The organism is Flavobacterium xylosi (assembly GCF_042787345.1).
Lineage (GTDB): Bacteria > Bacteroidota > Bacteroidia > Flavobacteriales > Flavobacteriaceae > Flavobacterium > Flavobacterium xylosi.
Genome location: NZ_JBHZPZ010000011.1, coordinates 20,322 through 34,109, shown reverse-complemented (window position 1 = coordinate 34,109; position 13,788 = coordinate 20,322). Strand labels below are relative to the sequence as shown.

Below are 13,788 nucleotides of genomic sequence, written 5' to 3'. Positions count from 1 at the left end.
CAAAACAACTTGTGATCTCAAAGGCACCAAGATTTTAATTCTTCTGACATAAAAATTATTTGAGTAAATATAATAATAATTACAAATAAAAAAACCTTTCAATGTTAACAAAGAAAGGTTTTAAAATAATTTTTGAATGTGTTTAAGAAATCAATCCTCTTGATATTACAATTCTTTGAATCTCGGAAGTTCCTTCATAAATTTGTGTAATTTTCGAATCGCGCATCATTCGTTCTACGTGGTATTCCGCCACATATCCGTTTCCACCGTGAATTTGAACGGCTTCATTTGCTACTTCCAAAGCAATTTCGGAAGCGTATAATTTTGCCATCGCACCCGAATGTGCAATGTCTTTGCCTTCGTCTTTTTCGCAAGCCGCTTTCATAATTAATAATTTGGCTGCCGTAATTTTGACAAACATATCGGCTAATTTAAAAGCGATTGCTTGGTGTTTGAAAATTTCTTTTCCAAAAGCTTTACGCTCCTGAGAATATTTCAATGCCAATTCGTAAGCACCGGTAGCTATACCTAATGCTTGAGAAGCAATCCCTATTCTTCCTCCGTTTAACACACTCATTGCAAAATTAAATCCAAATCCATCTGCTCCTATTCGGTTTTCTTTAGGCACTTTAACATCGCTAAACATTAATGAATGCGTATCCGATCCACGAATCCCCATTTTCTTTTCTTTTGGACCAATATCAAAACCAGCCCAACCTTTCTCAACGATAAAGGCATTAATTCCTTTATGTCCTTTCTCAACATCCGTTTGTGCAATTACGATATAAGTAGATGCAGTTGAACCATTAGTAATCCAGTTTTTTGTGCCATTCAACAAGTAATGGTCTCCTTTGTCAATTGCCGTTGTTTTTTGCGACGTAGCATCAGATCCCGCTTCTGGTTCAGACAAACAAAAAGCACCAATAACGTCTCCTTTTGCAAGAGGAACTAAATACTTTATTTTTTGTTCTTCATTACAATACTTCTCTATTCCGGCGCAAACCAATGAATTATTTACTGACATAATTACGGCAGCTGAGGCATCAATTTTTGCAATCTCAGTAATTGCTAAAACATAAGAAACACTATCCAGTCCTGAACCACCATATTTAGGATCGACCATCATTCCTAAAAAGCCAAGTTCTGCCATTTTTTTAACTTGCTCTGTTGGAAATTTAGAGTGTTCATCTCTTTCAATTACTCCTGACAACAATTCGTTTTGAGCAAAATCTCTAGCGGCTTGTTGAATCATTAACTGCTCTTCGGTTAGATTAAAATCCATAATTATATAAAAATAAAGTGTTGTGAATTATTTACAGAAAGTAGCCAAAGATACTTTTTTATTGTGAATTTATCAATTTTGATTCGTAAATTTGGGCTATGGAAGAAGAACGCTATAACGTTATCGGAGTAATGTCAGGAACATCGCTTGACGGGGTCGATTTAGCTCACATTCAATTTAGAGTAGAGGACAAAAAATGGTCTTTTGAAATAATTGAAAGTGAAACCATTAGCTATAGTTCAGACTGGATAAATAGTCTAAAAACTGCTGTGAACTTTTCAATAACCGAATTGGATGATTTAAACCAAAAGTACACCGAACTCCTTGCCATGACCATTTCTAATTTCATTAAAAAGTACAACATCGAAAATATCGATGCAGTTTGCTCCCATGGTCATACCGTTTTACACCAGCCCCAAAAAGGTTTTACCCTTCAAATTGGTAATTTACCCGAAATCTCATCCTTGATTCACCAAACCGTAGTTTGTGATTTTAGGGTTCAGGATGTTCAACTGGGAGGGCAGGGTGCCCCTCTGGTCCCAATAGGGGACAGAATGTTATTTTCTGAATATGATTATTGCATGAATTTAGGTGGTTTTTCAAATGTTTCATTCGAAGAAAATGGTAAGCGAATTGCTTTCGATATTTCGCCTGTAAATACCGTTTTAAATTTTTATGCCAACCAACTTGGATTGGATTATGATGATAAAGGTCAAAAATCCTGTACAGGACAAATTAATGAAAATTTATTAAACGAATTAAATACTTTGGATTTTTATCAAAAAAACCATCCTAAATCATTGGGCTTTGAATTTGTAAAAGATGTCGTTATACCAATAATTGAAAGTTATAAAATTATCACAACGGACAAATTAAGAACTTTTGTTGAACATGCTGCTTTACAAATCGCAGCCGCTTTACCTACTAAAAAAGGAAATCTCTTTATAACCGGTGGTGGTGCTTACAATGATTTTCTTATAGAGCGTATTCAAACCTATTTACCGGAAATGAAAATTATAATTCCTGAAAAAAAAATATTGGAATTCAAAGAAGCTTTAATCTTTGCTTTGCTCGGTGTATTGAAATTGCGCGGAGAAATCAATGTTTTAAGCAGCGTAACTGGAGCACAAATGGACCATAGTACTGGGAATATCTATAATCAAAAATAATATTCTAAATACATAATTCGCATTATTCTATTTTTTATATTTGCCTAAATTAAACATATCGCAATAAATGAAAGATTTATTAAAGAAATTCGAAAATAAGGAACCCGAAATCATTTTTAACTGGAAAGATCCTGAAACTGAAGCTGAAGGATGGACAGTCATCAACTCCCTTCGCGGTGGTGCTGCCGGTGGTGGAACTCGTATGAGAAAAGGATTGGATATGAATGAGGTTTTGTCATTGGCAAAAACAATGGAAGTAAAATTTTCGGTTTCAGGGCCTGCCATTGGTGGAGCTAAATCTGGAATTAATTTTGATCCAAATGATCCAAGAAAAAAAGGCGTTTTACAACGTTGGTACAAAGCGGTATCTCCATTATTGAAGAGTTACTACGGAACCGGTGGTGATTTAAATGTAGATGAAATTCACGAAGTGATCCCAATGACAGAAGAATGTGGTGTTTGGCATCCTCAAGAAGGTGTTTTTAATGGTCATTTCAAACCAACCGAAGCAGATAAAATCAATAGAATTGGTCAGTTGCGCCAAGGTGTGGTTAAAGTAATTGAAAACCCGAAATTCTCACCAGATGTTTCCAGAAAATATACGATTGCCGATATGATCACCGGTTATGGTGTTGCTGAAGCAGTTCGTAATTATTACGCTATTTATGGCGGTGATGTAAAAGGTAAGAAAGCCATTGTTCAAGGTTTTGGAAATGTAGGTTCAGCTGCTGCTTTTTATTTAGCGGATATGGGCGCAAAAGTAATTGGTATAATTGACAGAGATGGCGGATTAATCAACGAAGACGGTTTTACTTTCGAAGAAATAAAAGCTTTATTCCTTGCCAAAGACGGAAACCAACTGGTTGCTGAGAACATGATTCCTTTTGAAGAAATCAATCAAAAAATATGGACCATAGGTGCTGAAATATTCACTCCTTGTGCAGCATCCAGATTAGTAGCTCAATCTCAAATTGACAGTTTGATTGCTAACGGTCTTGAAGTAATTTCTTGTGGTGCCAATGTTCCATTTGCCGACAAAGAAATATTTTTCGGTCCAATTATGGAAGACGTAGATCATAAAGTGAGTCTTATTCCTGATTTCATTTCTAACTGTGGAATGGCCAGAGTTTTTGCTTATTTCATGGAAAAGAAAGTACAAATGACGGATGAGGCCATCTTTCAAGATACTTCGGCTACGATACGAAATGCAATTGAAAAAGCATATAAATTGAACCCCTCGAAAACAAATATTAGTGCTACTGCTTTTGAAATTGCATTGAAGCAATTAACTTAAAAGACAAAAACACAATAATTTCGATATCATTACTACTCGGATTAAACAGATTCTCAATATCTGTCTAATCCGAGTTTTTTTTTAACTTGAGATAGCAATATCAATTTTAACAACAAATTACCTTTTCTCTGTTGGCAATTTTTAGTACATTTCAACGTTTTTATTCATATACTTTTTAAATATTAAAATACCGATGAGTTCCACCATTTCTTCAGATCAAAAGAAATCATTAGCAATATCTTTACTTTTATATGCGACTTTGCTGCTAATTTTGTTTTTCATCCGATTTTGGCCTCCAGCAAACATGGCTGAATTAGCCGGTGGCGGAGGTGGCGGAGGAGTTACAGTAAATTTTGGAGACAGTGATTTTGGTTCTGGAACGAATTACAAGAGCGAAGTGTTACAAGTAAAAAACCAGACCAAACAAACACCTGTAAAAGCAACTCCTGACGAGGCAATCCTCTCACAGGAAAATACAACCGAAGAAAGTGTCGTAATCCCTCAAAAGGAAAAGACTAAAAAAACCATCGTACCGGTAAAAGAAATAACAAAACCGGTTGTTGTGAAACCTAAAGTTTCCAACAATACAAACGACGCCTTATCCAGTATCCTAAAAGGATCCAACAAAGGCGGCGATGGTTATGACAAAGCAGCCGGGAATAAAGGAAAATCAAATGGAAGTTTGAGTTCTAATGGCTATTATGGAACTGGAGGTTCCGGTGGCGGAACAGGCGGAGGAAATGGTACTGGGAGCGGAATAGGAACTGGAAGCGGATATGGGTCAGGAAGTGGCGGAGGAGCCGGAAGTGGCTCTGGCGGCGGTACTGGTTATTCTTTAGGAAATAGAAAAGCGGTTTCAAAACCTGCACCAAAATATACGTGTAATGAGCAAGGAAAAGTGGTAGTTGAAGTTTCCGTTGATAGAAATGGACGAACAATAAATGCGGTTGCCGGAATAAAAGGGACAACTAATACGGCAAGTTGTTTATTAGAACAAGCAAAAATCGCTGCTATGAATACTAAATGGGATGCCAGTAGTGATGCCCCGGAAAAACAAGTTGGAAAAATAGTTTACAATTTCAATTTGAATTAAAAAGATAAGGAGCATCACTTTTTCGTTTTTTCAACAACAGTTGTCCCGCTGTACGTTATATCTTTTTATAAGGTGAAGAAAAATCACCTTATAAAAAGGATGTTACTCCCATCGGGCTATGCTACAACTTTATTTTTTTACAAGACAATTTCTCAGCTTTTTACCCCAATACATTATGTAATCCAGAATTTGCGTGAGGGATAAGAGCAAGTACCGAAGTACTGCGGTTAGCCCGACAGCAATAGAAAAAGGGGCTAATCAACTTTATGCTGATTAGCCCCTTTTTATATTGTGGTCACGCCCAAATAATTCAATTGTCTTGAAAACCACGAGGCTTACTTAGGACTGGTAGCAATCACAAATTTTAAATTATTTTTTACTCCAATTTGCAGTACGTCAACCAGGTCTTGTACTTGTAAATTAAATGGGATTCTCACGATAACCGTCTGGTCTTTCTCTGTATTCATTTTAGACATTAGCGTTGCTTCTAAATCTTCAAAAGTAACAGCTTGCTTATCAATATAGAACTTCTTGTTTTCTGTAACAGACAAGCTAATGTACTGCTTGTTTGTTTTCTCATTAGCCTTCGCTTTTGGCAATGTCATTTTTATAACGTTTGGATTAGCCAAAGTGGATATAATCAGAAAAAACAACAACAGGAAAAACATAATATCGCTCAATGACGAAGTAGCCACTTCGGCATGAAATCTTCTTTTTCGTTTTATAGACATGTTACGATCTTTGAATAATATTTACGAATTCCAGTATCTGTTTTTGAATTTTTAAAGCAAAATTATCAATCTTTCCGTTTAGTAAGTGGTATGCGCTGTAGGCAATAATACCAACTAATAAACCTGAACCACTACTGATCATTTTCTCATACAAACCTCCGGAAATATTACCTATACTGATATTTTCAGTAACCGAAATACTATAAAATATTTTTATTACTCCAGAAATTGTTCCAATAAATCCTAATGTAGGCGCTATACCTGCAATAAGACCTAATTGTCCCAAATGCTTCTCCATTTCACCAATTTCGATATCGGCAGCGCGATCCATATTAGATTCAATCTCCGTGATAGGTCTGCCAATAACAAGAATTCCTTCTTTAATAATATTGCCGGAGGAAGTGTTGCTTCTCTCTGCAATGGATCTCGCTAATTCCAAATTACCGGAATTTAAATTATCTCTGACATCTGACATCAATCGATGATCAATTTTAGATGCTTTATTAATATATAAAGTACGTTCTATGATTAAATAAAAAGTGTAGAATAAAAGAATTGAAATTGGGATTAAGAAGAACCCTCCTTTTAAAATAAATTCCAAAACAGAGATTTCGGTATTTGGGGCAATTTTTTCGATAACTACGTTTGAAGCAGCATTGGCAATAGTGTCGGCTTGTAATTGTATAAAACTAAACATATATTATTATTGATTTTTACTCATTAATTCTAAAAATTATTTCAATTTTGCAATAAAGATACTTTTCGATGTACTATTAAACTAAAAAAAACGAAAAATATTTTAACCAACCGCTATTTTATTCAAAAATGAATTATCAGGAAACTATAAATTGGATGTTTAATCAACTCCCGATGTACCAACTTCAGGGCGCTTCGGCCTATAAAAAAGATTTAACCAACACTCATTTACTTACAGATCATCTTGACAATCCTCAAGAAAAAATAAAATGCATTCATGTGGCGGGGACCAACGGAAAAGGCTCTACATCACACATGCTGGCTTCCATACTTCAGGAAGCGGGCTATAAAGTTGGATTGTATACGTCCCCACATTTAAAGGATTTCCGGGAACGTATAAAAGTTAACGGAATGGAAATTTCTACAGACTTTGTTACTGATTTTGTCAATAAACACAAATCATTTTTTGAAACAAATGACATGAGTTTCTTCGAAATGACCGTTGGATTGGCTTTCGATTATTTTGCTAAAGAAAAAGTAGATATCGCCATTATAGAAGTTGGTATGGGCGGAAGATTGGACGCCACAAATATCATTACACCTCTTGTATCCGTGATTACGAATATTGGATTGGATCATACCCAATTTCTTGGCAACACACTTGAAGCCATCGCTTTTGAAAAAGCGGGAATTACAAAACCGTATATTCCTGTAGTTATAGGAGAATATAATTCTGCAACAAAACCTGTTTTTTTGGCTAAAGCCAAAGAATGCCAATCGGAAATTTACTTTGCTTCAGATCTAATTACAGAAAACTATCCTTCTGATTTAATTGGCGATTATCAGGTGTACAATAAAAGAACAGTTTTAGAAACTATTGCTGTTTTAAACAACCGAAAGGAATTTAAAATTACCGCAGAAAATATAAAATCCGGATTATTAAAGGTGGTAAAAAATACCGGTTTACAAGGCAGATGGCAACAATTAGGTGAGTTTCCTAAAGTTATTTGTGATACTGCCCACAACAAAAATGGATTGGAGATTGTTTTAAAACAAATACAAAAAGAAGAATTTGATGCTTTACATATCGTATTAGGCGTGGTAAATGACAAAGATTTAGATGAAGCATTACCTTTATTCCCTAAAAATGCATTTTATTATTTCTGCAAACCAAATATTCCTCGTGGTCTGGAGACTTCTATTTTACAGAAAAAAGCAACTGCATTCGGCCTAAAAGGAGAAGTATACAATTCTGTAACAGACGCTTATCAAAAAGCCAAACAGAACGCTGCAAAATCTGACCTTATATACATTGGCGGAAGTACTTTTGTTGTTGCAGAAATTTTGTAATTTTTTTATTTTTTACTTGCAAATCTAGAAAAGTGCCGTATATTTGCACACGCAATAACGCAAACGAAAGTAACTAAATTGCACTAGGGCGATTAGCTCAGCTGGTTCAGAGCACCTCGTTTACACCGAGGGGGTCGGGGGTTCGAACCCCTCATCGCCCACAAAAACTCCTTAAGAAATTGAGGAGTTTTTTTATGTCTTATACTTTATGAAATATATAGTTTATATCCTTTTTAGTGAAATTAAAAATAGATATTATATTGGTTTTACTTCTAATTTAGAAGAGCGGCTTATTCGCCACAATCAAAAAAGCAAAGGTTTCACCGGTAACGTAAATGATTGGAAAGTTGTATATATCGAAAAGTATGAAATAAAAGAACAAGCTCAACAAAGAGAATTACAAATTAAATCTTGGAAAAGTAGAATTAAAATTCAGGAATTAATTTCAAAACAGCATTAGCTCAACTGGTTCATAGCATTCCGATTTTATCGGAAGTGGTCGGGGGTTCGAACCCCTCATCGCCCACAAAAACTCCTTAAGAAATTGAGGAGTTTTTTTATGGCTTATACTTTATGAAATATATAGTTTATATCCTTTTTAGTGAAATTAAAAATAGATATTATATTGGTTTTACTTCTAATTTAGAAGAGCGGCTTATTCGCCACAATCAAAAAAGCAAAGGTTTCACCGGTAACGTAAATGATTGGAAAGTTGTTTATAACGAAAAGTATGAAATAAAAGAACAAGCTCAACAAAGAGAATTACAAATTAAATCTTGGAAAAGTAGAATTAAAATTCAGGAATTAATTTCAAAACAGGATTAGCTCAACTGGTTCATAGCATTCCGATTTTATCGGAAGTGGTCGGGGGTTCGAACCCCTCATCGCCCACTATGAGGGATAATCTTTAGATTATCCCTCTTTTTTTGATATATAAGACATCCCTTTTCCTCCATTTTACTAGCATTATGAGAAAATATATCTAAAATTGTAGGTGTTCGATATATACCCTCTTGGTAGTATAAGTTACCATTGAACACCATCTTTACAAACTCACGCTTTTGCAAAGTATCTGACCTCGTGTAGACATGTTTGATATCACCCAATAAATCCAGATTACGGTCTAAAATCTCGAAGGCCTTCCCTTGATTTGGGCTAAGTCTTTCTATTGCTGCTGTAATGGTCAATATATGGTCACTGTAGGTTGAATACCATCTTTCGTAGGTATCCTTGTTTATCTCGTCTCTAAACCATTTTTCTTCTACTGCATTTAATAGCTGCTGTACTTCCTCCAGCTCATGTTTTTTGTCTGCTACTTTTTTCTTGTTTGCCTTTACTTCCTGTTCAATTGAGGAGTAACTGCCATCTCTTATCTCTTTAATCTGTCTTTCGGGAACGCTCATGAGATCGCAGACGTTTAAGAATTGCTCATGTGCTTTGATTGCACTTATATTGTTATGTTTTGAATGCTTACATTTATAATAGTAGAAGTATTTTCCAGATTTACCACGAGAAGGCGCACCAGTAAGTGGAGTTCCACAATGGCATTTTACAACGCCCCGTAGCGGTATTTCATCATCGATAACTACCTTTACTTTATCAACTTTCTTCATTTTGGACTGTACCATTGTCCATGTTGTCTTATCAACTATTGGCTCATGAATGGCTGGGAAAAGACCTCCCGGCAGATCTTTGAACGGTTCAACTCTGACAAGCCCTGCATAAACAGGATTTGCAAGCACACGATCAATAGCCATGTTACCTTTCCTGTCAAAACCTGATTGATAAGCTATTTCTTTGATTTTATATAACGGCACATCACGCAGATACATATCATAAATTGTTTTGACAATTTTAGCTTCTATCTCATTTACTTCAAGGTGGCGCTGTTTTCCTTCTCCCACCTTACTGTAGCCGAAAGGTTTTTCTCTAGTAAGGAAACGACCTTCTTTTGCACGGGCTGTATAGAGTCCGCCACGCACTTTTATACTCCTGTTGATATTGTCTTCTTCAGCTAGCAACAATTGTAAGCCTGCTCGGAAAAAGCTTCCCGGTGTATCATAATCAAAAACGATCCCTTCGGTCACGCTGATAATCTGAATACTGTATTTTTTTTGAAATTGTTTGACCAAACTCATAGCTTCACCCGCATCCCTGCTGAAACGGTCAAGCTGGTCTACAAGTAGATAATCCACTGATTTATAATGTTTGGCAATGAATGCCTGTAATTTTATAAAATCTGGACGGTCAAAAGTCTTGGCACTTTTACCCCTGTCAATGAAGGAATCCACCAACTGTATATTATTATATTGCAGGTATTGATCGGTATACAATTCCTGTCTTTCAATCGAGCCATTACTTTGCCCTAATTGACTAAATCTTAAATATCTAATCGCCCTCTTCATATAATTCTTTCAATGTTAATGATACAATAATTTCAATCATTAAATTTACGAATTTTTGTTCTTTTTCCCGTTCTATATCTTCATAATTTTTTAAGATATATTCTTCTACATCAGTCTGTTTGATAAATTCCTGTTTCATTTTTCACCTCCTTTGCCTTTTGTTAAAACGATGTTTGTTTTTAAGTCTTATGAATTTAAACCATCTGACAGCTTGGGAGTAATTACTGTCTCACCGAAGAACTCTTTGGCTGCATTAGTCTCAAAGCAATATTAGAAACAGTTATAAAAAAAACAAAGACAGTCCCTTCTTATTGTCGGGACAGTCTTTGTTTTTAAAAAGAGTTGGTACAGCCAATTTGATGAATCACTCCTTTGTCGTGAATCAACAAAAAGGCTGGAGATTAAAATTGATAGTATGCACTATCTTTTTTTGCGTCTGGCTTTCTTTTTCGTTTGGTTGACAAATAATTCTTCATCATAGTCTTCTGCTTTTCCATTGGATAATAACCCTCCAAAGACTTCAATAAGGTTGTTTTCTTCGTGGCTATAGGACATATTTTCCTTAACCAAAAAGTCAAACAGCTTGTGTGATTGTTTGATATCTTCATTTATAGTTGCATTGCTCTTTGAAGCACCATTTCCCTGTACTAGTTGCTCTATTTTATTACCATTATTCCACCAGTCATTGAATACGTTAGCCGAAAGGTTTTTGCCTAATTGCGAACCGTTCCACACGGATTTCGAACTATGATCAACAAAGGTTATTCCATAAACTCTGCCTTGCGTATTTCGTCTTACAACGGTATTAATACCTCGTTCCAACAACCGTTTTTTGAATTCTTTCTCATCCGATTCCATCTGCAAGCACATCTCAATGGTTGTCTTAAGCAAAGCTTTGGATGGCTCATTTTTCAACAATTCTTTAGACTTTCCATAGTGTTGCTGAAGGTGAACATATCCTGCCTGTTTACCGAACAACGAAGCTTTAAAAGGATTGCTTGCTTTTTCTCCCTTTTCATTTAATGCAAAATATACCAGTCCTTGTTTTGGGATTCCATCAAATTCGCCCTTGACTTCTTCAGTGGTAATATTGAAAAGGGAAAGCAGGGCATTGTAGGCGCCGAAACCTTCAAATTTATAGTTCTTTGGTAAATGACGGATTACCGAAGCCATCTGGCTCTTTATGTCCCCAGCCTTATAATCAACGGGTTTGAATATTTGATTTTGTGGATTTTGCTTTTTCTCGATAGCCGATATCAAGCAGAATTGTTTTTCCAATTCGCGACAGACATCCATCGAACGCCTTTTTTCAAATTTATCAGATATTTTTCTTCCCTCTTCATCCACGCAAACCGATACAATATGAATATGGGTACGGTCAATATCTGTATGCTTGAATACCACAAAAGGCTGTTCTGTGTAACCCATTTTCTGCATATACTCCTGAGCCAGCTTTTCAAATTGTTCATCACTTACTTTATCGTTCGGATCAGGATTGAGAGAGATATGTAATATTGGTTTTTCAGTCTTTCGATTGGCAAGCAAGTACGGTTCAAAAGAACGCAACAGTTGACTGGTGGCATAACTGCCATCAGGAGTTTCAATTATCTTATTGGTATACAAAACCTGCCCATTATCATTTTCCACTTTGAGTTGATTGTACACCAATGCACCATACAGATTGCTCCCTCTTCCGATTTTCGCTATCATTTTTTCAGGTATTTTGCTTCAAACTCCTGGGTTAGTAGAATAATTTTTTGGCACAATACCGCCATTTCGGCTGTCTGTTTTTCCAATTTATAGAGATAGGCTGCGGCTTTCTTTTCGGAAAAATTGCGGTACAGTATTTTTACCACTTGGTTATAATTGGTTCCTACAGCCCTGAACTGTCCGAATAGGGTAGTCAGGCGCATATAGTAATCCATGGTTGCCTTGTCAACCGTTACGTTCGTAATTGCTTTTTGGAAAATACATGCCGTAATAAAATGTGCCATTACATCCATGCGTGAAGCTTCGTAGAGAGAAAGGAATCGTGCATTTTCCTCAGCACTAAGACTTATAGAATAGCGGTGAACGGCGGGATCTTTCTTGGGATGCCTGCCTCCTTTATGCGGGGTGGTTTTGCCGTTGCTTTCCATTACCGTTATTACTGGTTTCGTTTAAACAATTTAAAAACCAATATACTTTATCATTAGTAATGACCTCTAAATATTGGTGGATGTGGAAGCATTTGGCTTATTATTTCCGCATGTTGATTTTCGCCTTAAGGACAACTTCCGTCAAACAAAGCCACGACAGGACCCTTTCTAAGAGTGCCTCGCTTTCGGGATTAATTTCATGAGAAACGTGAAATTATGCTCTACAAAGAAACAGTTAGCAAGGAGATGTGGGAACTTCTCCAAAGGCTTATGAAAGATGAAAAATTGAAAGACTATATATTGGTCGGCGGTACGGCGTTAGCCTTACGACTGGGACATCGCTTATCAGTGGATCTAGATCTTTTTACAACAAAAACTTTTAATTCGCAGATGATGCTCAAATATCTGCATGACACTTACGATGTAAATGAAAAGGAAAGCCAGTTCTTCCCGAACACTGTTCTTACCTACATCGATGATATAAAAGTCGATATTGTTACACACAATTACCCTCTTCTGAATTCCGTGGAAACAGCTGAAGGAGTCCGCATAATTTCCAATGAAGATATTGGAGCAATGAAACTCCATGCGATTCATCAGAGCGGAGACAGGTACAAGGATTTTGTTGACATGTACTTTATGCTTGAACGAGAACCATTAAAGTTCTACCTACAAGCCTATCAGAGAAAATACGATAAGGATCCCTACTGGGCTTCCATAGGTCTGAATACATATGACAAGATTAATACCTTTGAAGGTATAGATATGCTGAAAGAAAAAGAGCAAAACTGGAAAATTATCCAAAAACGGCTGGAACTGGCAGTAAAAAATCCTTTGTATAAATTTAAATCAGAAAGCCAGGATTTACCGATTAATCCCAACAAAAAGAGAGGATTTCGCAGGTAATTAAGCAAAAAATACTTATATTTGATACTACACCAATAAAAAAAACAATGAAGCCATTAACCAAACATATACCTAATCTTCACCCTAAATTCTTCTGGGATTTTAGATTCGACAGTATTGACTGGGATGGAGGATATAAAATGGTAATTGCCCGTATTGTTGAGCGTGGAGGTCAGGATCAAATTGACGAAATCGTCCGTTTTTATGGTCGTGAAAAAGTAATTACTTCTATCCGTGACGAGATTTTCTTTCTTCCCAACTATGCCATTGAGAATGCTCTTAAATTCTTTCCCGAACTCAAAAAGGAAGAGATGTATTGCTATCTGAACCGCAAAGACAAACCCTATCACTGGATTTAGTGAATACCTAAATCCCTAAACGGGTTTTTCTTGGTTTATTTAATTCCTCATCTTTGCTTTGTTCAGTCTCTTTGTACGGGTTGGACTTTATATTTTACTCAAAGAAATATTAAAAAGAAAACCAAGGTAGGACGTGCTGGATCAGTCTGTCCAAAAGACTACGGCATAATGGTTAGCTCGTGCCTCACAAACCACCCTTCGGGACTTATTCCGTTTCCTTTTGTCCTGTCTGCATCCCGTCCTTTGAAATTGCTTTCTTTTTCTTTTTTCCGATTTTCTGTTTTCTTTGGAAAAGATATTTTTATTGGTATTGTGAGGTTCAATTATCTTTTCAAGGTTTGTCTGAAATAAAATCGCAAAGTTTC

General features: G+C 36.0%; 15 protein-coding genes and 2 tRNA genes. 10 read left to right on the top strand and 7 right to left on the bottom strand.

Annotated elements, in window-relative coordinates:
* Positions 1-142: 142 nt before the first annotated feature.
* On the bottom strand, positions 143-1,282 hold the full coding sequence (locus ACFX5E_RS10330; protein WP_379855110.1) for an acyl-CoA dehydrogenase family protein: 1,140 nt from the start codon (positions 1,280-1,282) through the stop codon (positions 143-145).
* Between the two features lie 98 nt (positions 1,283-1,380).
* On the opposite strand from ACFX5E_RS10330, the gene ACFX5E_RS10325 reads away from it, so the two are divergent.
* The 3 genes from ACFX5E_RS10325 to ACFX5E_RS10315 all read left to right on the top strand — a co-directional run bounded on the left by ACFX5E_RS10325 (position 1,381) and on the right by ACFX5E_RS10315 (position 4,838).
* Complete coding sequence (locus ACFX5E_RS10325) at positions 1,381-2,451, top strand: anhydro-N-acetylmuramic acid kinase (protein WP_379855109.1); 1,071 nt, start codon at positions 1,381-1,383, stop codon at positions 2,449-2,451.
* Positions 2,452-2,518: 67 nt separating this feature from the next.
* Entirely contained in the window at positions 2,519-3,745 is a 1,227-nt protein-coding gene (locus tag ACFX5E_RS10320; RefSeq protein WP_379855108.1) for a Glu/Leu/Phe/Val dehydrogenase dimerization domain-containing protein, read from the top strand.
* Between the two features lie 193 nt (positions 3,746-3,938).
* Complete coding sequence (locus ACFX5E_RS10315) at positions 3,939-4,838, top strand: energy transducer TonB (RefSeq protein ID WP_379855107.1); 900 nt, start codon at positions 3,939-3,941, stop codon at positions 4,836-4,838.
* A gap of 335 nt (positions 4,839-5,173) precedes the next feature.
* On the opposite strand, the gene ACFX5E_RS10310 is transcribed toward ACFX5E_RS10315, so the two are convergent.
* Both ACFX5E_RS10310 and ACFX5E_RS10305 read right to left on the bottom strand, forming a co-directional pair.
* Entirely contained in the window at positions 5,174-5,569 is a 396-nt protein-coding gene (locus ACFX5E_RS10310; RefSeq protein WP_379855106.1) for an ExbD/TolR family protein, read from the bottom strand.
* A 1-nt stretch (position 5,570) separates the two neighbouring features.
* Positions 5,571-6,266 carry a MotA/TolQ/ExbB proton channel family protein gene (locus tag ACFX5E_RS10305; protein WP_379855105.1) on the bottom strand — a complete coding sequence of 232 codons (696 nt, stop codon included), beginning with the start codon at positions 6,264-6,266 and terminating at the stop codon, positions 5,571-5,573.
* A gap of 128 nt (positions 6,267-6,394) precedes the next feature.
* On the opposite strand from ACFX5E_RS10305, the gene ACFX5E_RS10300 reads away from it, so the two are divergent.
* From ACFX5E_RS10300 to ACFX5E_RS10280, 5 genes are all read left to right on the top strand, one after another.
* Positions 6,395-7,615: a bifunctional folylpolyglutamate synthase/dihydrofolate synthase gene (locus tag ACFX5E_RS10300; RefSeq protein ID WP_379855104.1), complete on the top strand. Its 1,221-nt coding sequence runs from the start codon at positions 6,395-6,397 to the stop codon at positions 7,613-7,615.
* Positions 7,616-7,701: 86 nt separating this feature from the next.
* Positions 7,702-7,776, top strand: a tRNA-Val gene (locus ACFX5E_RS10295).
* 47 nt (positions 7,777-7,823) lie between these two features.
* A complete protein-coding gene (locus ACFX5E_RS10290; protein WP_379855084.1) occupies positions 7,824-8,075 on the top strand; it encodes a GIY-YIG nuclease family protein in 252 nt (83 codons plus the stop codon).
* Between the two features lie 113 nt (positions 8,076-8,188).
* The gene (locus tag ACFX5E_RS10285; RefSeq protein ID WP_379855103.1) at positions 8,189-8,440 is read left to right on the top strand and encodes a GIY-YIG nuclease family protein; all 252 of its coding nucleotides are present in this window, start codon (positions 8,189-8,191) and stop codon (positions 8,438-8,440) included.
* A tRNA-Lys gene (locus ACFX5E_RS10280) sits at positions 8,435-8,506 on the top strand. Before ACFX5E_RS10285 ends, ACFX5E_RS10280 begins: the two co-directional genes overlap by 6 nt.
* Here ACFX5E_RS10280 and ACFX5E_RS10275 read toward each other — a convergent pair.
* The 4 genes from ACFX5E_RS10275 to mobA form a co-directional block, all read right to left on the bottom strand.
* Positions 8,497-10,020 (bottom strand): recombinase family protein, encoded by a 1,524-nt coding sequence (locus ACFX5E_RS10275; RefSeq protein WP_379855102.1) that lies wholly within the window; start codon positions 10,018-10,020, stop codon positions 8,497-8,499. The genes ACFX5E_RS10280 and ACFX5E_RS10275 overlap by 10 nt on opposite strands.
* Complete coding sequence (locus ACFX5E_RS10270; protein WP_379855101.1) at positions 10,004-10,159, bottom strand: hypothetical protein; 156 nt, start codon at positions 10,157-10,159, stop codon at positions 10,004-10,006. Before ACFX5E_RS10270 ends, ACFX5E_RS10275 begins: the two co-directional genes overlap by 17 nt.
* A gap of 281 nt (positions 10,160-10,440) precedes the next feature.
* Positions 10,441-11,730 (bottom strand): conjugal transfer protein MobB, encoded by a 1,290-nt coding sequence (gene mobB / locus ACFX5E_RS10265; RefSeq protein WP_379855100.1) that lies wholly within the window; start codon positions 11,728-11,730, stop codon positions 10,441-10,443.
* Positions 11,727-12,158 (bottom strand): conjugal transfer protein MobA, encoded by a 432-nt coding sequence (gene mobA, locus ACFX5E_RS10260; RefSeq protein WP_282730831.1) that lies wholly within the window; start codon positions 12,156-12,158, stop codon positions 11,727-11,729. Before mobA ends, mobB begins: the two co-directional genes overlap by 4 nt.
* A 216-nt stretch (positions 12,159-12,374) precedes the next feature.
* Between mobA and ACFX5E_RS10255 the strand changes: the two genes are divergently transcribed.
* Both ACFX5E_RS10255 and ACFX5E_RS10250 read left to right on the top strand, forming a co-directional pair.
* Complete coding sequence (locus tag ACFX5E_RS10255; RefSeq protein WP_379855099.1) at positions 12,375-13,064, top strand: nucleotidyl transferase AbiEii/AbiGii toxin family protein; 690 nt, start codon at positions 12,375-12,377, stop codon at positions 13,062-13,064.
* Between the two features lie 47 nt (positions 13,065-13,111).
* Complete coding sequence (locus tag ACFX5E_RS10250; protein WP_099713498.1) at positions 13,112-13,423, top strand: DUF6922 domain-containing protein; 312 nt, start codon at positions 13,112-13,114, stop codon at positions 13,421-13,423.
* Positions 13,424-13,788 lie beyond the last annotated feature (365 nt).